Origin of the sequence: Streptomyces sp. NPDC096324 (assembly GCF_044763015.1) — a bacterium.
Classification (GTDB): Bacteria; Actinomycetota; Actinomycetes; order Streptomycetales; family Streptomycetaceae; genus Streptomyces.
The window spans coordinates 46,903-65,229 of record NZ_JBIWFK010000012.1; the positions used below are offsets into that span (position 1 = coordinate 46,903).

The 18,327-nt window shown below is 70.7% G+C and carries 18 protein-coding genes; 9 read left to right on the forward strand and 9 right to left on the reverse strand.

The genetic code is table 11. The annotated features are described in order from the left end of the window. Nucleotides 1-44: 44 nt before the first annotated feature. Nucleotides 45-641, reverse strand: a complete 597-nt coding sequence (locus ACIQ7M_RS30000; protein ID WP_403650309.1) for a TetR/AcrR family transcriptional regulator — start codon at nucleotides 639-641, stop codon at nucleotides 45-47. A gap of 242 nt (nucleotides 642-883) precedes the next feature. On the opposite strand from ACIQ7M_RS30000, the gene ACIQ7M_RS30005 reads away from it, so the two are divergent. Continuing rightward, the gene (locus tag ACIQ7M_RS30005; RefSeq protein WP_403650311.1) at nucleotides 884-1,492 is read left to right on the forward strand and encodes an ATP-binding protein; all 609 of its coding nucleotides are present in this window, start codon (nucleotides 884-886) and stop codon (nucleotides 1,490-1,492) included. 54 nt (nucleotides 1,493-1,546) lie between these two features. Here ACIQ7M_RS30005 and ACIQ7M_RS30010 read toward each other — a convergent pair whose 3' ends face one another. Both ACIQ7M_RS30010 and ACIQ7M_RS30015 read right to left on the reverse strand, forming a co-directional pair. Further along, nucleotides 1,547-2,362: an alpha/beta fold hydrolase gene (locus tag ACIQ7M_RS30010; protein WP_403650313.1), complete on the reverse strand. Its 816-nt coding sequence runs from the start codon at nucleotides 2,360-2,362 to the stop codon at nucleotides 1,547-1,549. A 168-nt stretch (nucleotides 2,363-2,530) separates the two neighbouring features. Beyond that, nucleotides 2,531-3,505 (reverse strand): MHYT domain-containing protein, encoded by a 975-nt coding sequence (locus ACIQ7M_RS30015; RefSeq protein WP_403650314.1) that lies wholly within the window; start codon nucleotides 3,503-3,505, stop codon nucleotides 2,531-2,533. A gap of 334 nt (nucleotides 3,506-3,839) precedes the next feature. On the opposite strand from ACIQ7M_RS30015, the gene msrA reads away from it, so the two are divergent. Then, nucleotides 3,840-4,352 carry a peptide-methionine (S)-S-oxide reductase MsrA gene (gene msrA / locus ACIQ7M_RS30020; protein ID WP_403650316.1) on the forward strand — a complete coding sequence of 171 codons (513 nt, stop codon included), beginning with the start codon at nucleotides 3,840-3,842 and terminating at the stop codon, nucleotides 4,350-4,352. A gap of 538 nt (nucleotides 4,353-4,890) precedes the next feature. Here the strand turns inward: msrA and ACIQ7M_RS30025 are convergent. After that, entirely contained in the window at nucleotides 4,891-5,256 is a 366-nt protein-coding gene (locus tag ACIQ7M_RS30025; RefSeq protein ID WP_386988534.1) for a nuclear transport factor 2 family protein, read from the reverse strand. A 255-nt stretch (nucleotides 5,257-5,511) separates the two neighbouring features. Here ACIQ7M_RS30025 and ACIQ7M_RS30030 point away from each other — a divergent pair, with 255 nt between their 5' ends. The 4 genes from ACIQ7M_RS30030 (at nucleotide 5,512) to ACIQ7M_RS30045 (ending at nucleotide 10,669) form a co-directional block, all read left to right on the forward strand. Next, the gene (locus ACIQ7M_RS30030; protein ID WP_386988531.1) at nucleotides 5,512-5,823 is read left to right on the forward strand and encodes a WhiB family transcriptional regulator; all 312 of its coding nucleotides are present in this window, start codon (nucleotides 5,512-5,514) and stop codon (nucleotides 5,821-5,823) included. Between the two features lie 95 nt (nucleotides 5,824-5,918). Further along, nucleotides 5,919-6,272 carry a hypothetical protein gene (locus tag ACIQ7M_RS30035; protein ID WP_403650319.1) on the forward strand — a complete coding sequence of 118 codons (354 nt, stop codon included), beginning with the start codon at nucleotides 5,919-5,921 and terminating at the stop codon, nucleotides 6,270-6,272. 632 nt (nucleotides 6,273-6,904) lie between these two features. Beyond that, complete coding sequence (locus ACIQ7M_RS30040) at nucleotides 6,905-8,515, forward strand: peptidoglycan-binding protein (RefSeq protein ID WP_403650321.1); 1,611 nt, start codon at nucleotides 6,905-6,907, stop codon at nucleotides 8,513-8,515. A gap of 231 nt (nucleotides 8,516-8,746) precedes the next feature. After that, nucleotides 8,747-10,669 (forward strand): glycoside hydrolase family 5 protein, encoded by a 1,923-nt coding sequence (locus tag ACIQ7M_RS30045; RefSeq protein ID WP_403650323.1) that lies wholly within the window; start codon nucleotides 8,747-8,749, stop codon nucleotides 10,667-10,669. Nucleotides 10,670-10,858: 189 nt separating this feature from the next. On the opposite strand, the gene ACIQ7M_RS30050 is transcribed toward ACIQ7M_RS30045, so the two are convergent. Beyond that, on the reverse strand, nucleotides 10,859-11,494 hold the full coding sequence (locus ACIQ7M_RS30050) for a MerR family transcriptional regulator (RefSeq protein ID WP_403650325.1): 636 nt from the start codon (nucleotides 11,492-11,494) through the stop codon (nucleotides 10,859-10,861). Between the two features lie 79 nt (nucleotides 11,495-11,573). Here ACIQ7M_RS30050 and ACIQ7M_RS30055 point away from each other — a divergent pair, with 79 nt between their 5' ends. Beyond that, entirely contained in the window at nucleotides 11,574-12,068 is a 495-nt protein-coding gene (locus tag ACIQ7M_RS30055) for a DUF4188 domain-containing protein (RefSeq protein ID WP_386987628.1), read from the forward strand. A 34-nt stretch (nucleotides 12,069-12,102) separates the two neighbouring features. On the opposite strand, the gene ACIQ7M_RS30060 is transcribed toward ACIQ7M_RS30055, so the two are convergent. The 3 genes from ACIQ7M_RS30060 to ACIQ7M_RS30070 all read right to left on the reverse strand — a co-directional run bounded on the left by ACIQ7M_RS30060 (nucleotide 12,103) and on the right by ACIQ7M_RS30070 (nucleotide 15,528). Beyond that, nucleotides 12,103-12,822 carry a hypothetical protein gene (locus ACIQ7M_RS30060; RefSeq protein ID WP_403650327.1) on the reverse strand — a complete coding sequence of 240 codons (720 nt, stop codon included), beginning with the start codon at nucleotides 12,820-12,822 and terminating at the stop codon, nucleotides 12,103-12,105. Nucleotides 12,823-13,071: 249 nt separating this feature from the next. Then, a complete protein-coding gene (locus tag ACIQ7M_RS30065) occupies nucleotides 13,072-13,740 on the reverse strand; it encodes an alpha/beta fold hydrolase (RefSeq protein ID WP_386987632.1) in 669 nt (222 codons plus the stop codon). A 237-nt stretch (nucleotides 13,741-13,977) separates the two neighbouring features. Then, nucleotides 13,978-15,528: an FUSC family protein gene (locus ACIQ7M_RS30070; RefSeq protein WP_403650329.1), complete on the reverse strand. Its 1,551-nt coding sequence runs from the start codon at nucleotides 15,526-15,528 to the stop codon at nucleotides 13,978-13,980. 171 nt (nucleotides 15,529-15,699) lie between these two features. Here ACIQ7M_RS30070 and ACIQ7M_RS30075 point away from each other — a divergent pair, with 171 nt between their 5' ends. Both ACIQ7M_RS30075 and ACIQ7M_RS30080 read left to right on the forward strand, forming a co-directional pair. Next, nucleotides 15,700-16,224: a MarR family winged helix-turn-helix transcriptional regulator gene (locus tag ACIQ7M_RS30075; protein ID WP_403650331.1), complete on the forward strand. Its 525-nt coding sequence runs from the start codon at nucleotides 15,700-15,702 to the stop codon at nucleotides 16,222-16,224. An 11-nt stretch (nucleotides 16,225-16,235) separates the two neighbouring features. Beyond that, nucleotides 16,236-17,552, forward strand: a complete 1,317-nt coding sequence (locus tag ACIQ7M_RS30080; RefSeq protein WP_403650333.1) for an alpha-amylase family glycosyl hydrolase — start codon at nucleotides 16,236-16,238, stop codon at nucleotides 17,550-17,552. Between the two features lie 141 nt (nucleotides 17,553-17,693). Here ACIQ7M_RS30080 and ACIQ7M_RS30085 read toward each other — a convergent pair whose 3' ends face one another. Then, on the reverse strand, nucleotides 17,694-18,308 hold the full coding sequence (locus ACIQ7M_RS30085) for a helix-turn-helix domain-containing protein (protein WP_389845272.1): 615 nt from the start codon (nucleotides 18,306-18,308) through the stop codon (nucleotides 17,694-17,696). Nucleotides 18,309-18,327: the final 19 nt, after the last annotated feature.

Below are 18,327 nucleotides of genomic sequence, written 5' to 3' on the forward strand. Positions count from 1 at the left end.
GCGGACACATGGGGGCGGGACAGACCGCGGGCGCCGAACGCGCCTCAGGTGACGTGCCAGCCGGGTTCGAGGCGATCGAGGAGCGCGAGGAAGGCCACGTCCGCCCGCTCCCGGCCGTCCTCGGTCAGCGAGGCGACGACCAGGCCGAAGGTCGCGTCCACCAGGAGGGCGGCCTCCGTCCGGGCACGGAGCTGCGCCATGCCGAGGTCCCGGAAGACGGAGCTGAGCAGGTCCGTCCACTCGGTCAGCACGTCACGCAGCAGGGGCCCGTAGCGGTCCGGGTCGATCAGACCGGCGGCCATGATCTCGACGTACAGGGGGAGGGCGGGGCGCAGGTCGGGTGCGTTGAACCGCTGCCAGATCTCCTCCATGAAGCGGCGGAGTCCCGCCGGATCACGCGGGGCTTCCGCCGAGGCGAGCGTGTCCCGGGCGTGCAGGAGCGGTCGCCGCTCGTCCAGGGCGAGGGCCTCGGCGACCATGGCCTCCTTGGTCCCGAAGTAGTACAGGAGCATGCGGTCGCTGGTCCCCAGGGCTCGGGCGAGCGGGCGCAGGGACAGTTCCGCGAGGCCGTTGCGCACCAGGTACGCCCGGACCCGGTCGGCCAGCTCGCGGCGTTTGCCCTGGTCGGGCTGTCGTGGCATGAAGGGCTCCCGTGGTCGCGGCGCCGCCTCGACGGGGTCGTGTGACGCCGAACACGTTCCATATGTCCCGATAAGTACTCTTGGAAAGAATGTTTACCGTAGCGACCGCTACATGCATATTTGTTATCGTGACGGGCGTTACGTGAACGCGTGACCTGACACTTGTCCGGACCGGTCGTCGTCGACAGGTCCGTGCCGCTCCGGCGGTCTGGTTGCCAGCAGTGCGGAAGGGACTGATTTCCATGGCCCCGGGGGCCATCGACCTCAGGGCGGCACCACGCCGCGGGCGCTTCACCCGGCTCTACCGCCGGCCCGAGGAATCGGGACGCGAGGGGGCCACGAGACGCGATCAGCAGAACGGGGCATCCGTGGAAGCAGCACCCACGTCGTGGCTCGCCAGGAACATGGCTCTTTGGGCGCGTGCGCTGCAACCCATACGTCCGTTCGACGCGCCCCGCGCCCGTGTCACCCCCTGGGAAGCCTCCTGGCCCCTGTCGCGGGAGCTCACCTCGGCCCGCCGGGCCCGCCGTCTGGTGACGGCACAACTGGCCGAGTGGAACCTGGAGGAACTGGCCGACACCGCGGAACTCCTGGTCAGCGAAGTGGTCACCAACGCCCTGTGCCATACGCGCGGCCCGCTGCGGCTCAATCTGTGTCTGCGCGACGACCGGCTGCTGTGCGAGGTCGAGGACACGGAGCCCCTGTGCCCCGTACGACGTGAGGCCGACGCCGACGCCGAGGGCGGCCGCGGCACCGAACTGCTCGACCTGCTCGCCGAGAGCTGGGGCAGCACCTGCACGCCCACCGGCAAGACCATGTGGTTCGAAGTGCCGACCCAGGACCCGTCGTAGGACCGGCCGGGAAACGTACCGGCCGAGTGTCGCCCGCCCGGCAAGCCCCCGCGCTCAGGCGCGGGTGGTCACCTGGGTCGCCAGGAAGTCGAGGAGCGCGGCGTTGAAACGGCCGGGCTGTTCCGCCCCGGGGAGGTGGCCGGCGCCCTCGATGACGGTCATGACCGCGTGCGGGACGAGCTCGCGGATGGCCTCGGCGTCGGCGACCGGGGTGTAGACGTCGTCGGCGCCGACGACGATCAGCACCGGGGACTGGACGGCCGCGAGCGTGTCCCGGTAGTCGGGGCGCTCGGCCCGGCCGCGCAGGGCCGCTGCGGCACCGCGGGGATCGGTGGCGCGCATCATGCCCAGGACGTGTTCGGCGACGTCGGGCAGCGCGGTGACGTTGTAGTCGGCGAGCATCTTGCCGATGACCTCGTCCGCGTAGCCGTTCATCCCCTCCGCGAGGAGCCGGTCGGCCAGCCGATTGCGAAAGGCCTTGCCCTCGTCCGTCTCGGCCGGCGCCGAGGTGTCCGACAGGACGAGCGCGCGGACGCGCCGGGGATGGGCGCGCTGCACTTCCATCGCGATCTGCCCGCCCATCGAGACGCCGCCCACGACAGCCCGGTCGATGGCGAGGTGGTCCAGGAGCGCGACGAGGTCGTCGGCGAAGTCGGAGAGATACACGGGGCCGGTTTCCACTCCGCTGGCCCCGTAGCCGCGCAGGTCCGGGGTGATGACGCGGTGTCCGGCCGCGACGAGCGCTTCGACCTGCGGGGCCCACAGGGTCCGGTTGAAGGGATGCCCGTGGACCAGCAGGACGGGCAGCCCGGCCGAGGCGCCGGTGTCGTCGTAGTGGAGCGTCGTACCGCGCAAGCCTATGGAGGTCATGCCAGGCACCCTAGTCTCAAGATCATCCCGGCGGGCCGAAATATCCCGTCCGCCGGCCAGGGGATGGGGACACGGAGACGGGGGGCAGGGCCACGGAGACCGCTACGGCCCGGCACGAGCGCGAGGTCGATCGCGTCGGCCGGGCCGTCGACGGGCAGGGGGGAGGGGTTACTCCGCCTCGTACCGGGATCCGTAGGGGTCGCCGGCGCCTGTCTCGCGGTACTGGGCACGCTCGTCGTCGGCGGACCGCTGAGGGGCTGCCGACGGCCAGTGGTCGGCCTGCGGGACGCTGTGGACCACCGGTGCCGGAGAGTCCTGGATGCCCGTCACCCGTACCGGCATGGTGTTCCCGCGTGCGACGACCTTGGAGCGTCCCCTGGCGTGCTTGTCCCGACCGTCACTGTCGCCGAGGATCAGGACCGGGTCGAACATGACGACGGCCGCGGCGAGGATGAGGAAGATGATCGGGCCCAGGAGCATCGGCAGCAGGAGCGAGGAGCCCTCCTGGCCGCTGATGGTCGGGGCCGACTCGATGCTGTTGTGGAGATGGACGCTCACGGCGGCCATGCCCGTGTAGTGCATGCCGGTGACGGCCAGGCCCATGACGAGGCTGGCGCCGAGCGTGCGGAGGAAGCCCTGCACGGAGACGGCTGCCCACAGCGCGGCGGTCGCCGCCACGAGGGCGACGATCACGGACAGCGACACGGTGAACGCGTTGTAGCTCAGCTCCCCGTTGAGCTGCATCGCGAACATGCCCAGGTAGTGCATGGTCGCGACGCCGAGGCCGGTGATGGCGCCGCCCACGGTGAGGGCCGCTCGCGTGGCACCGCGGTGCCCGACGATGAAGACGCCCGCGGAGACCACCACGATCGCCACGGCGAGGCTGAGTACGGTCAGCGGGACGTCGTAGGTGATGGGTGTCTCCGCCACCGAGAAGCCCGTCATGGCGATGAAGTGCATCGTCCAGATGCCGCATCCCAGGGCGCTGGCACCCAGGGCGAGCCAGCCCAGCCGCCACCCGGGCTCGTGGTGCACCGTGCGCACCACGCAGCGCAGCCCCAGCGCCGAGCCCACACAGGCCATGACGTAGGCGGCCACAGGTGTGACCAGCCCATAGCTGAAGCCGTCGATCGTGCCGTTCATCCGCTCCCTATCCACTTACCGCTCACCGCTTATCGCGGACATACGAAGGACATTGAGCCTGTTTCCTCGTAGCGATAGCAAATCCTCACGGCGAAGTTGATTGAATCTTGCGCGATCGTTATCGATCTCGTACGGGCGCGGGCGCGCGCGGGTCCTGATGGTGTCCGGACCCTCGGCACGGCCCAGGTGCCCGGGCGGGAATTTCGACCGGCCCTTTGGGCCTTGTGCTGTGCGGTGCCCCGTCCCTGTACGGGCGGGGCGGACGGACCGCCGACGGCGCACGAGAGCGCGCCGGCGCGGGTCCGACGAGTACTAGGAAGAAGGGGTGCGTGCGATGAGCCGGAACGAGGAGAAGGCGCTGCTGGCCGGTGGCTGCTTCTGGGGCGTGCAGGATCTGATCAGGACCTTCCCGGGTGTTCTGGACACGCGGGTGGGATACAGCGGCGGCGACGTGGCCAACGCGACGTATCGCAACCACGGCACGCATGCCGAGGCGATCGAGATCACCTTCGATCCCACGAAGACCGACTACCGGACGATCCTGGAGTACTTCTTCCAGATCCACGACCCGTCGACGAAGAACCGCCAGGGCAACGACATCGGTCTCAGCTACCGGTCCGCCATCTTCTACGTCGACGACGAGCAGAAGCGGGTCGCCGAGGACACCATCGCGGATGTCGACGCCTCCGGACTGTGGCCCGGGAAGGTCGTGACCGAGGTCGCGCCCGCCGGTCCGTTCTGGGAGGCGGAGCCGGAGCACCAGGACTACCTGCAGCGCTACCCCGACGGGTACACCTGCCACTTCGTCCGCCCGAACTGGCGACTGCCGAGGCGCGCGGAAGCCTGAGCGGGTCCTGAGCGGGGTTGACAGCCCGCGGCCCCACGGGGCCGCGGGCTCGTAGGTCGACGGGGCGGCGGCGGACGGGCGTCAGCGGGTCGCGCGGCGCGTGGCCATGACCACGGCCGCCATCACCGTCGGGGCGGCCAGGATCACCGAGGTGGCCGGACCGGATGCGTTCCGGGGCCCCGTGCCGCGATACGCGAGGACGCCGGCCGCCGGACCGACCGCGAGGACGGCCGGGCCGGTGTGCGTGACGCGCGTGCCCTATCGCGTGACCAGATGAGTGCCGGCGGCCCAGGAGCCGGCCGCGAGCCCCGGGGACCATGGCGGCCGGGTGAGCCTCGGGGACCACGGCGGCAGGGTGAGCGCCGCGCCGAGCGGGCCGTCGTGGAGGCCGAGTTCGAGGTGCGGCGCGACGGTGGCCACTCCTGACCGCGCCGGGTGGCCCGGGGCGCCGTCACGCGGATCGAGGTGGCCCCTGCGCTGCGTACGTACGAGGCGGCCACGACCGTCCGCGCGGGCTGACCCGAAGCGCCCCGGCGGATCAGACGTATGCGTTCCGCTTGAGTTCGATCACCCATGCCCGGCGTTCGCAGATCTTCCCGTCGCGCATGCGGAAGACCTCGGCCATCGACATGCGCATCGGCTCTCCCGACTCACGCATCACCGTTCCGGTGAGCTCGGCCATGATCACGTCGTCCTCCTCGACCATGCGGACGACCTCCAGCCGGGGAGGCGGGACGAAGCCGGGGCCCTCGATCGCGGCGTCGTACGCCTCCTTGCCGGTCAGATGGAATCCGCCGAAAACCGTCCACTCGATGTCATCGGTGAGGCAACTCAGAATCTGTGCGTGATCGTTCTTCCGGAAACCGTCCAAGTAGGACTCGACGGTCTGTTTGTTCCGGGACATGTCTCCTGCTTTCCATCGGAAGGAAGAGTGAATGACGGCCGCGCCGCGTACCGGAGGCGCTGATCGGGACCGTGCATCGTCGAGCCACCTCCATAGCGCCGCCACGCGCGCGAGGCAAGCCGGACTCACTCGAAGGTGTGGTGCCGTACGGCAGATAGAGTTGCGGTCCGCGAAAGGCGTAGTGTCATATGCCTGTTGCCCAGGGCAGGTGGGCAACTCGCAGGCGGGGGCCAGGGGAGAGGACGGCATCACGAGATGACGAGCACCGACTGGAGCGATCGAGGATTGTGCCGTACGGCCGATCCGGACGACCTGTTCGTCGAAGGCGCGGCGCAGAACCGGGCCAAAATGCTGTGCGTCGGCTGCCCGGTGCTCACGGAATGCCTCGCTTACGCACTGGACCAGCGCATCGAGCACGGCGTCTGGGGCGGCATGACCGAGCGCGAGCGCCGCGCGCTGCTGCGCCGCCGGCCCACGGTGACTTCCTGGCTGAATCTCCTGGAGACGGCCCGAGTGGAGCACGATCGCTCGAAGGACACCGCGGCCGTCGCGCCCAGGGCGAGCTGACGTCCCGGCCCGTGCGTCGGTTCCGCGGACGGGACCGCCGCCCTGTTCGTCGTGGGCGAGCGGGGTCCGCGGGGCGCCCGGTCGCGCCGGTCGGCGTGACGGGCGCCGATGTCGTGCTCGTCGGCTATTTCTCCGCCAGGGAGAAGGACTTCGGCGCGCTCATGGACGCGGCGGCGGAGGAATTGACGGCACGCGGCGCTCGGATCGTCGGGCGGATCACGCAACGGCGTGGTGTCTCGGACGGCGGGGCCCGGAAGATGACCCTGCCGTATTCCTCGCGCACGCTGCTGAGTTCCGGAAAGGTCCTCGAGGTGGCAGTCCACTGCGAAGAGACCGAGGCCGACCTGGTGGTCTTCGCCACCGACCTGACGCACCGACAGCAGTACATACTGACAGGGATATTCGATCGACCCACGGTGAGCCTCTCCGGGATCACCGCCGACGGTTGAGCCGGAATTGCGTGTGCCCGGCAATTCACCGTTCGTAGGCCGACTGCCTGCGCACGGTGACCTGTGAACGGTGAGCGAACTCGCCGTACCGGGAACGCGGCCGTCCTCGGTGAGTCGGGCCGCGTCCCGGAGGGCGTCGGCCGTGGCGCCCGCCCCCGTCGTGGCCGGCGCCACGGCCTCGCGGTGTTCCCGTTGCCGCGCCCCGCGGGGAAAGCGCTGAAGCGCCCTCGCGCCTGGGATGCCTGACCGGACAAAATGATGCCGGAGGCGCCTCAATGAGACAGACAGCCGAAAAGGACTGAATAGGCAAAGGCTGTCATGCGTGCGTTTCTTTCGGCCATGGGTATCGCTTGAATCAGGCCAGTTGTGTGGTCCGACATTGTGCGCAGGGACGTGAACTGTCACCGTCATGCGCGGAATGACGGTCCGATCATGACTTCCGACAGCCTCAACTCCGTTGCCAGGTAGGGACGTTGGTCCGCAAGCGTGGCGACCCGGTCAAAATGCCAATTCCTCCTCCCTTTACCAGCCGCAGGCCCGAGGCGTGCGTCTGCCGGGCGCATCCGTATACCCAGCGAAGGAGACGTTTCGCGGTCATGAAGACGAGTCCATTTCGTGTGCACGACGACAAAATGTCCATCGAGGATCGAGGCGCCACGAACGCGCGACCGGGCTGGAGAGTCAGAACCGGGGTGTTCGCCGCCACGACGGCGCTCCTCACGGCCGGCACCCTGATCGGTGCCGGCCCCGCGGCGGCGGCACCCGCGGCGGTCAGACTGACCAGCTCTTCCTGTCCCGGAGTGATCCAGCGGGGCCAGACGAGCGGCTGTGTCACGGAGTTGCAGAACCTGCTCAACGCCCACGGCGCCGGCCTTCTGGTGGACGGCGTCTTCGGAGCGAACACCCTCTACGCGGTACGCGAGTACCAGTCCTCCACCGCGATCGCCGTGGACGGGCTGGTCGGCCCCCAGACCAAGGCCAAGCTGTACGCGACAGGCGGCTCGGCCCCGGCGCCGATCAACCTCACGTCCTCCTCGTGCCCGGCGAACATCGTCCAGGGCGACAACGGCGGCTGCGTCACGGAACTCCAGCGGCTGCTCCGCCACTTCGGCTACGCGATCGACGTGGACGGCGACTTCGGACCGGCGACGGCCGGCGCGGTTCGCGGCTTCCAGTCCGCGCACGGTCTGTCGGTCGACGGCCAGGTCGGCACGAACACCAAGCGCGAGCTCTACGACACCGACGAGTCGGCGTCCACCGCCCTGGACCTGCGATCGACCTCCTGCCCCTCGAACATCGTGGAGGGGCAGAGCGGCGGCTGTGTCGCCACGCTCCAGGCCCTGCTCAACGGCAAGGGGCAACACCTGGACGTGGACGGCGAGTTCGGGCCCCTGACGCTGGCCGCCGTGAAGTCGTTCCAGTCCTCGGCGGGGCTCTCCGTCGACGGGGAGGTCGGCCCGAACACCAAGTCCGCCCTGTACGCGAACATCAGCACGGGCGGCGGCAGCGGCGCACCGGCCCCCGTCAACCTGAACTCCGCCTCGTGCCCGAACGCCATCGTGAAGGGTCAGCGCGGCGGCTGTGTCACCGAGTTGCAGAGCCTGCTCAACCATCACGGAGCGGATCTCGCCGTCGACGGCGATTTCGGGCCGTTGACCGACAGTGCGGTGCGGGACTTCCAGGCCGAGAAGGGTCTGTCCGTCGACGGTCAGGTGGGTCCGAACACCAAGGCCGCTCTGTACGGCGCGGTCACCCCGCCCACCTCGACGCCGCCCGGCGGTGGCTACGGCAAGATCCTCGCGGTGGCCGCGGCCGAGGTCGGCACGGTCGAGGGCAGCGCCCGGGCGAACAGCTACGGATCGGCCGTGGGCCTGTCGCTCTCCACCCGCAACTACGCCTGGTGCGCGACCTTCGTGAGCTGGGTGGCCAAGCAGACCGGGGCGAGCTCCTACCGCAACACCTATGTCTCGGGCTGGGTCAAACAGGCGCGGGCCGGCAACTATCACCTCTCCGTGACGACGAACCCGCAGCCGGGCGACATCGTGGCCTTCGACTGGAACGGGGGCAACAACTACACCGGCGGGCAGGAACACATAGGCATCGTGCGAACGGTGAGCGGCGGCGCCGGCTTCACCACCGTCGAAGGCAACACCGGCAACCCCAATGGCGGGTCCGACGGTGTCTACATCAAGACCCGGAGCACGAACAGCGGTTATGACGTGACGTTCATCCGAGTCCGCTGACCGACCGACCGACCGACCGACCGACCGACCGACCGACCGGCTGACCGGCTGACCGACCGACCGACCGGCTGACCGGAACTCTCACCACGGCCGGGGCTTCCCGCTAGGCTCCGGCGGGCACGAGCCCGACTCGCCCCGTCACGCCGGAACCTCGGCGACCGGCACCCCTTCTCGGGCGCCGGCGGGCACCGACACTCCCGTTCGCGTACCGACACCCCTCACAGAGGTCCGATGCCTACCCTCAGATTTGGCAAGTACCTGACATTAGCGGCAACCGCGCTCCTGCTGCTGGCCACTGCTCCGGGGGCGGTCGCCGCCACCTCGGATCCCGCGGACAGCGCGCGGGGAGCCATCGCAACCACCGTGGCGGCGGAGACTTGGAAGGCGCCGCTCTCCACCCGCGGACGGTACATCGTGGACGCCGACGGCAACCGTTTCCGGCTGAAGTCGGCCAACTGGGACGGCGCACAAGGCTCCTGGACGGGCAGCGGCGGCAAGGACGATCCCGCCAACCAGCACGCCGGCCAGAACTCCTACGGCATCCCCCTCGGCCTGGACCGTGTGACGCTGCCCCAACTGCTCGACGACTTCCACCGGTTGGGCATCAACAGCATCCGGCTGCCCTTCTCCAACGAGATGATCCATTCGACGACCCCGGTGCCGGACGCCGCCGTCACGGCCAACCCGGGGCTGCGCGGCAGGACACCGCTCCAGGTCTACGACGCCGTGGTCGCCGCCCTCACCCGGGGCGGGTTCGCCGTCATCCTCAACAATCACACCAACACCTCGCGGTGGTGCTGCGGCGTCGACGGCAACGAGCGCTGGAACAGCAGTCAGTCCACCCAGCAGTGGGCGGACGACTGGGTCTTCATGGCTCGCCGCTACGCCGGTGACCCGCGCGTGGTGGGCGCCGACCTCTACAACGAAGTACGCCGCGACGTACTCGACGACCCCAACTGGGGCCTGGGTGACGCACACGACTGGTACGCGGCCGCCCAGCTCGCCGCGGACCGCATCCTCTCGGAGGCCAACCGCAACCTCCTCATCGTCATCGAGGGGATCAACTGGACCGGTATCCCGGTCGACGGCTTCGCGCACGGGCGTCCCACCCTCACCCCCGCGCGCAATCTCTCGCACACCCTCGTCGCCGCCCACAAGCTGGTGTACTCCGCGCACTTCTACGGATACACCGGTCCCAACCACAGCGGGGCGACCGGCATCGGCGAGACCCACGACGCCCGCTACCAGGACCTCAGCCGGGACCAACTCAACCAAGTTCTGAACGACCAGGCCTTCTTCGTCTCCTCCGAGGCGAACCAGCACTTCACCGCTCCCGTGTGGATCAGCGAGTTCGGTATCGGCTCCGGTGAGACGGGCACGGCGGCCCGGACCTGGTTCGGCAACATCACCGACTACTTCGCCGACCACGACGTCGACTTCGCCTACTGGCCGCTCGTCGGCTGGGAAGGCCACGACGACTGGTCCCTGCTGCGCTACGACACCTCCGGCAACCGGTACGGGATCCTCGACCAGTCCGACTGGCGCGGCACCGCCTGGAACCGGCTCATGACCGCCCCGACCCGCACCGGGGCCGTGGACGCCGTCCCGAGCCGGAACATGCTCGCCACCGATCACGGCGACTATGTGCAGTCGCTGCGCGTACGGGCTTCCGGTGACTGGAACTCGGGCGCGTCCAAGGCCACGTGCCCCGACGGCGAACGGCTGATCGGGCTCGGCCACAGCGGTGTTCGCGCGCTGTGCACGGACGTCTCCACCGGCGACCTCCGCTCCTCGGCCGACACCCAGACGGTCGTCACCGACGAGCGCCATGTGCCCTCGGGCGGCGACTGGGCCTCGGGATACACCAAGTTGCAGTGCCCGTCGGGGAACTTCCTCATCGGCTACAGCCGCCGGGGTGGCCGAACATCCGCCGCGCTCTGCGTTCCGGCCGCTACCTCACTGGCGGGCGCCGGGCGGACGGTCTGGTTCGACCGCTCCGACAACCGGCCCGCGGGCGCGGCCGGAGGCGACTTCGCGAACGGTGACTACAAGGGCCAGTGCGCCGACGACGAGTACGCCGCCGGAATCGCCTTCACGACCCGGTTCGGGGCCAGTCAGGGCCCGGCCGCGCTGCTCTGCCGCAAACTGGGCTGAGCACGACACGGCCGCCTCGACGCGTGGCGCGCACCCGGGCGAAGATCACCAGGGTGCGCGCCGCGCCGTGGCCGTCGTACGAGCGCGTCGACACCGCCGGGACCCGGCGGCCCGAGCCCATGTCCCTTTCCATGACCATGGGCCGACCGGGGCCCGGCCGTGTTTCCCGTCCAGTGACCTGGGCCGGCCTCAGAACCGCCGGGCCGATTCCTCCGCGTGGGCCATGCGCCGCAGGCTCAGCAGCACCGGTTCGTACAGCACCGTGAGCGCGACGGCCGCCTCGATCTGCTCGCTCGGAGTCGCCTGCTCCTCGACCAGGTCCAGATCGGTGACCGCCAGTTGCGCCGCCAGCCGTCCGTACGGGAGCAACGACTCGGTGTCGCAGGGGTAGCCGAGCCGGTCCAGCGCGGCGACCGAGTCGATGAGCCGCCGGTGGGCGGGGTTGAGCAGGTCCGTGCCGGGCTCGCAGGACCAGCCGAGCCGCTCCAGCAGGGCCTCCACGGATCGGCAGGCGGTCGCGATCGCGGGGTCGTCCTCGTCGGGTTTCTCGACGGTGGGCAGCATCCGGGTCGCCGCGCCCAGCCGCAGATGGTGGTCGAGCGACTCGTCCTCGGCGGCGGCGATCACCTCGCGCGCGTCGGCCACCGAGACCCCGCCGATCTGGATCAGCGCCCGCACCAGCCGCAGCCTCCGCAGATGGTCCTCCCCGTAGTCGGCCTGGGTCGCGGAGACGCGGCGGCCCGGCTGGAGCAGTCCTTCGCGCAGGTAGTACTTGATCGTCGCGGTCGACACACCGCTCTGCCCGCTCAGTTCCGCCAGCCGCATCCTGTTGCACCTTTCATCGGACAGTGACACTATCCAAACATGGATCGTGCCACTATCCAACACGGGAACGGGGAGTCTCATGGGTAATGCACCGACATCCGGGCAGCGGGTCACGGCCGCGGCCGAGGGCGACGTCGTCGTCTTCCTCATCGGCATGCGGGTCAACCGCTGGCGGGCCGTCCGCCACTGGCTGCCGACCCTGACCGCGATGCCGCGCATGCTGAAGGAACTCGCGCGGGACAGTGACAGCGGGCTGCTGGACCACCGGCTGCTGAGCGGCGGTCCGCGCGTGTTCACCGTCGCGCAGTACTGGGAGTCGCGGGAGAAGCTGCTCGCGTACGCCTCCGACCAGACCCAGGAGCACCGCCCCGCGTGGGCGGCGTTCAACCGGCGGCTGCGGAACAGCAAGGGCGCCGTGGGGATCTGGCACGAGACGTACATCGTCCCGGCGGGTTCGTACGAGTCGATCTACGTCGACATGCCGCCGAGCGGTCTGGGCGCGGCGTGGGGAGTCGAGCCCGTGGAGCGACGGGGGGAGCGCGCGGCGCAGCGCCTGGCGGGCAAGGCTTCGTAGCGCCGCACCGAGGCCCGAGTCGGTTCCTCGCGCGTCAGTCCCGCCCCGGGTGGGTCCAGATCCGCAGCGGGCCGATCGGTTCGAAGCCGTGACGCAGGGCGGCGGCCAGGTCGTCGCCCTGCTCGTAGCCGACCACGGGCAGGGCGGGGAACAGCGCGTGGAGGGCCTTCGGCAGGTCCGGCCAGGCGGCTTCGGGGCCGCCGTCGCGTGCGAAGACGTTGGACACGCCCACCACGTGGTCGCCGCGGCTCGCCACCGCTCCGGCCGCCACGCGGCCGCCGGCCGCGCGCCCGGCGAGCACGAAGGTGGCCGGGTCGTCGAGCAGCCCGGGGCGGAACAGATCGGCGTCGCCGTTCCCGTCGTCCCAGGCCGACGCCCAGTCGCGCAACGCTCCCGGGTCACCCACCACGTTCCAGGCGAGCTCCGGGGGTCCGGTGGGCCCCGTCGCCGGCCGGTGGATCCATTGCGCTTCGAAGAGAACCCGGAAGCCGGCCGCCGTCAGGTCGAGGTCGGCGAAGCTGTCCTTGACGGAGGCGCCGGGTGCGCAGGTGTCGATCCGGGCCGCCAGCGCGGCCGGGTCGGCGCCGGGCACCTGTGTCACCGCGTCCGGGTAGTACAGCGGGGTGCGGGCCGGGGAGGCCCACGCCTGCTCCGTGAACTCGCCCTCGACGCCGTGTGATCGGCTCATCGCCGCGCACCACTCGGCGTTGTTGCGGGCGGCGGCCCGGACCATGGGAGGGTTCGGCGTCTTCATGGGTGTGGATCATGGCATGCCCGCCGGGCTCCTCTTCGCCCCGTCCCTCCGGGTGGACACGATCGCCCGGAGGGACAGGGTTTTTGGAGGGGGTGAGGGCCCGAGACCGGGCAGGGATTCGGGCCCTCACGTGTCGCGCATCCGTCGGGGGCGTTTGCGCGCTGACCACTTCAACGAGCTTCGTGTCCGGGGGATACGTTTTCGTCGCCGGGCCCGGCGGCCCTGGTCCGCGGCGGGTCCGCGGACCACTCACGTCAGCCGCTCGACCAGCCTGTCGACGAGCTCGGACGGGTGGGAGAGCGCCGCCAGGTGTCCGCCGGGAATGCTCTCGGCCTCGATCCCCAGGCGGTCGCGGGCCACTCGGCGCTGGAAGTCCACGGGAAAGAAGCGGTCCCCGGTCGCGGCGAGCACCCGCGTGGTGGTGCCGGGCCATCGCTCGATGTCGCAGGGCTGGTTGAAGACGATGTCGGCCTCCGGCCGCTCGTGGCCCGCTCCGGCGGCGACGACCTCGGCCGGGACGTCGTGCAGGAAGTAGGTCTCCAGGTCGAACTCGGTTCCGTAGCCGCCCGCTTCGGCGGCCGCGAGGCGGGCCGGCTCCGAACCGGTGTCGCCCCACCACTGTCCGGGCGTCTCGCCCGGAAGCGGCACCATCGCGTTCACCAGCACCAGCAGTCCGACCGGAACGCGGGCGCAGACCATCGGCGCCGTGAAGCCGCCCAGCGACTGCGCGACCAGCACCGTATCGGCGCGGCCGCCGATCGCCGCGACCACGGCGTCGGTGTACTCGGGCAGCCCCGCGGACTCGTCGTCCCCGGGCAGATCGACCGCGACCGCCTCGTGTCCCCTCGCCCGTAGTTCGGACACCACGGGATGCCAGTACCAGGCCGAACCCCCGGCCCCGGGAATCAAGACAAACACCCTCGTCCTCGCCTCCGTCCGTTTCACCCTCACGCCGTGGACCGCCGGGAGCGACGAAAGTCATCGGTGGCGGTGACGACCTGGCGGCCTTCGTGACCGATGTTCCAGCCGGACGGCGGCGCCGCGTCGCAGAACACGCGGACGACGCCGTCCTTCCGTACGGCATCGACCTCCCGACACGCCCCACGACGCCGGAACACCACCCGGTGGGTGAGCCCGCGGCCAGGTCCGCCCCCGTCAGCCGGTCGCTGCCGCCGGTGCTTCGGGTGTGAGGACCGGCGGGGGACCGAACAGTGCGCCGAGTACGGCGAGTTGGGTGTCGATCGCCTCGAGCGCGGTCAGGGTGGTGGGGACGGAACGGTCGGGGGGCGGGGTCGGCCCGGGTGGGGTGAGATGGTCCTGCGGGGGTCCTTCCGGGGCGGTGGGCGGGGTCGGGCGGCGGCCGATCGCGCGGCGTACGGTGAGTGCGTGCGCCGCGATCTGAGCGCGCCGCCGGGTCACGGCGGGGTCGGCGGTCAGCGCGTCGGGGGCCCGTCCGGCGGCGTCCGTGAGCTCGTCGACGGGGTCGGCGCAGCGCCGCAGGGCCGTCACGGACCGGAGCGTGAAGTGGTCCGGGTGCCGGTGGGCGGACAGGGCCCGGGGGACGGGTACCGCGGCCAGGATCCGCATCGGGGCCGTCACGGTGGCCAACTGCTCGACGCGGTAGGTGAATCGGGCCTGTGCCATGCGGACGGCCGGGCCGTTCCGCCAGTCCGCCTCCATCAACTCGCCCAGTCCCGACAGCGCCGCGGCGGTCCGGGCCCGTACCACCGCCTCGGTCCGGATGGGCAGCACGAGCCAGGAAGCCGCCACGCCGAGAACCGCGCCGACCGCGATCCCGGCCAGCCGGGTGTGCAGCAGGTCTCCGGGGCTCTGCCCGAACCAGTCGTAGAGCAGCGAGAGGACGGCGGTGACGCAGGCCGCCCAGTACGCGTAGCTGAGTTCACGCAGCCACGTGGCCACGGCGAGCACGACGAAGATGACGACGACGGCGGTGTCGGACCGAGGACCGAACTCTCCCGAGACGGCGGTCGCCACCACCGTGCCGGCCGCGGCGCCGAGGGTGCGCCAGGCCCCTTTGACGAGCACGTCGCCGCGGCTGCGCGCACCGCTGCACACCAGGAACGCCGTGAGGACCACCCACGCCCAGTGGTCCGGCCACAGATTCCGGCCGATCGCGAACGCGGCGGCGAGCGCCGCCGCCATCTGCAGCGCCATCCGGGTGCTCACGCCCGGTCGGCGCCTCGGGGAGCGGGGCGCCGTGGTCACCCCGGCCGGGGGCGGCCGTTTCACGAGGCCGGCGTGCTGGGCGGTCCACGTCACGACGGTTCCCCAGACGACCGCCGCCAGCGCCGTCACCGCCGCCCAGGCGGTGTCCTCGTGTCCGTCGGCGGGAACCGTGCCGGCGGGCACCACCAGGACCGCGATCAGCGGAAGAACGACGAGTGTGCCCGCTCGCGTGGCGCGGGCACCGAACCGGCGTACCCAGATCGCCCCGGCGACCCCCACGACGAACGCGGCGTCACCCGCGAGGGGGTGCTCCTGGATCAACGTGCTCAACTCCGTGCCCCCCGCGGCCGCGCACGGCAGCACGACGCAGGCCACCAGTCGGTCCGTCCGGTCGAAGAGGCGCTGTACGCGACCGAGCGCCGAGGCGATCACCACCGCCTGGACCACACTGTCCACGCGCAGCCCGGCCTGGTGCTCGACGAGCAGCGCCCAGCCGTACGTGCCCAGCACCGTGGCCATGGCCACGGCGGTCGTCCGCAGGTGCGTTCCTCGCGGATCGAAGTGCAGCGCCCGACGCGTCGATCTCAGAAAACTACGCAACACGTAGAATCACCGCCAAGGAAGCCGCTGGAACAAGCCATCTGGAGTCAAGCCCTCCCATCGGATCGTAAGTGATACCTTATCAATGTGATGGGAGAGCGAACAGAACACGAGGGTGCGGAACGATCCGGGTCCAAGGCGCGGGACGCCGGATCCGAGGCGCAGGACGGCCGGGCCTCCACCGAGATCCGCCAGGGCGTCATCCGGCTCGCCCGCAGGCTGAGCGCGGAGCGCCCAGCGGACGGGCTCAGCCTCAACAAGAGCAGCGTCCTCGGCCACCTGCGCCGCAACGGCCCGATGTCGGCCGGTGCGCTGGCCGCCGCGGACCATCAGCAGCCGCAGTCCCTGACCCGGGTCTTCGCGGACCTCGAACAAGAGGGCCTGATCAGCCGGACGCGCGACACGCAGGACGGGCGGCAGCGCGTGGTGGAGCTGACCGAGGCGGGCCGTGCGGCCCTCGCCCGTGACATGGCCCAACGCGACGCCTGGCTCGACATCGCCCTCGTCGAGCTCACCGAGACGGAGCGTCAGATCCTCCTGCTCGCCGCCCGTCTGATGAACCACCTCGCCGATTCCCCGGCCGCTGTGTCCGGCTCCATGATCCGACCCCACTGACGGAGGCTCCCGTGTCCTGGCCCGACCACGCCATCTGGTGGCACGTCCACCCCTTGAGCTTCCTCGGCGCGGAGCCGAACGCCCTGCCCGCCGGCGCGCCTGTGCGCCACCGGCTGCCGGTCCTGGTCGACTGGCTCGACCACCTGGTCGGGCTCGGCTGCAACGGCCTCGCCCTGGGGCCGGTCTTCGCCGCCGAGACCCACGGCTACGACACGACCGACCACTTTCGCGTCGATCCGCGCCTGGGCACCGAGGCCGATCTGGTCGAACTGATCGACCGGGCCGCGTCGCGCGGGGTCCGCGTCCTGCTCGACGGCGTCTTCAACCACGTCGGGAGGTCCTTCGCGCCCTTCGCCGACGTGGCGCGGCGCGGTGCCGCCTCCCCGTACGCGGACTGGTTCGTCCCCGAGGGCGACGACTTCCGGACCTTCGAGGGGCACCGTCATCTCGTCGCGCTGAACCACGCGGCCCCCGCGGTCGCCGACCATGTCGTCGACGTCCTCGGCCACTGGCTCGACCGGGGTGTCGCCGGCTGGCGGCTGGACGCCGCCTATGCGGTGCCCCGGCCCTTCTGGCGGACCGTCACGGACCGGGTCAGGTCACGTCACCCCGGCGTGTGGTTCAGCGGCGAGGTCATCCATGGCGACTACGCGTCGTACGTCGTCGAGGGCGGGCTGGACACCGTGACGCAGTACGAACTGTGGAAGGCGGTCTGGAGCGCGCTCAACGACCGCAATCCGCACGAACTGGCCTGGGCGCTCAAGCGCCACAACGCCATGCTCGACACCTTCGCCCCGCAGACCTTCGTCGGCAACCACGACGTCACCCGCGTCGCCAGCCGGCTGGAGGAGCCCCGTCACCTGGCGCACGCGCTCGCCGTGCTCTTCACCGTCGGGGGAACACCCTCCGTGTACGCGGGAGACGAGCGGGCCCGGAAGGGTGTCAAGGAGGACCGGGTGGGCGGGGACGACGCCATCCGTCCCGCGTTCCCCACCGCGCCGGCGGATCTCGGGGCCGAAGGGATCGCCGTGCAGCGGCTCCACCAGACCCTGGTGGGCGTGCGCCGCCGCCACCCCTGGCTCGTACGTGCCCAGACCCGGGTCCACAGCCTGGACAACACCGTCCTCAGCTACACCCTGGCCGCGCCCGACGCCGGTTCCACCCTCGCGGTCGCACTGAACTTCGGACCCGGTCCGGCGACCGCCGGTATTCCGGCCGCCGCGTGGACCACCGTCGCCGGTGACGCTTCCGTCGATTCCGCCACGGGTACGGTCTCACTTCCCCCGGCGGGCTGGTTCATCGCCACGACGCCGGGAATCCACAACTGATTCCGAGCCGCCCGACCCTCGTTTCCCGACAATGACCATGGCGAGGAATCGCGGGTTGCGCCCCCGTCATGACAACGGGCCCACGAAGAATGGGTTTCACCTTGTTGAAATGTTCTCGGAAGTGGATTTCGGACAGATGAATCACGCGGCGTCCGCGCCGAATGCGCGAGCCCATGCATTGCGCCAGAGCGTGAGTCGTCGGCCCTGTTGTCCGCATGCCTGTACATAGGCGACGAGCAGTTCCTCCGACGGCATGCGAAAACCGGCCAGAATGTCGGCGACCGTGCTGCGCGGCAACGGTCCTGCCCCGAGGTCGCGGGCTTTCTTCTCCATTTCGCGCAAGGACGGCTGGCCGGCGGCGAGCCGTGCCTGGTGCATCGCTTCGAGGAGGTGTGCCGGGTGGTAGACGAGTTCCAGTCTGCGTCCGGCGCGTGGCGCGGACGCGACTTCGCGGCCGTCGGGAGCGTGGCCTGATCGCCGTGCCGCCTGCTCCCAGCGCAGCCGGGCCTCGCGCCGCGTGGCCCCGCAGACCTGGGCATACGCTTCCACGACATGGCGGCGCGGCAGGAAGGTGCCCCGGTCGGCGCGGGAGAGGGTGACGGCGGAACAGGCGGGATCCGCGATCCGCAGCCCCTCGGTGAGCTCCGCCATCTGCCGGTAGGTGAGTCCGGATCGTTGGCGCAGCGAGCGCAGCCATTGCGCCAGTTCATAACACTGCGCGGATTGCGGGATCGGTGTTCGGCTCCGCCCCACCATTGCCCCCTGGATGTCGAGA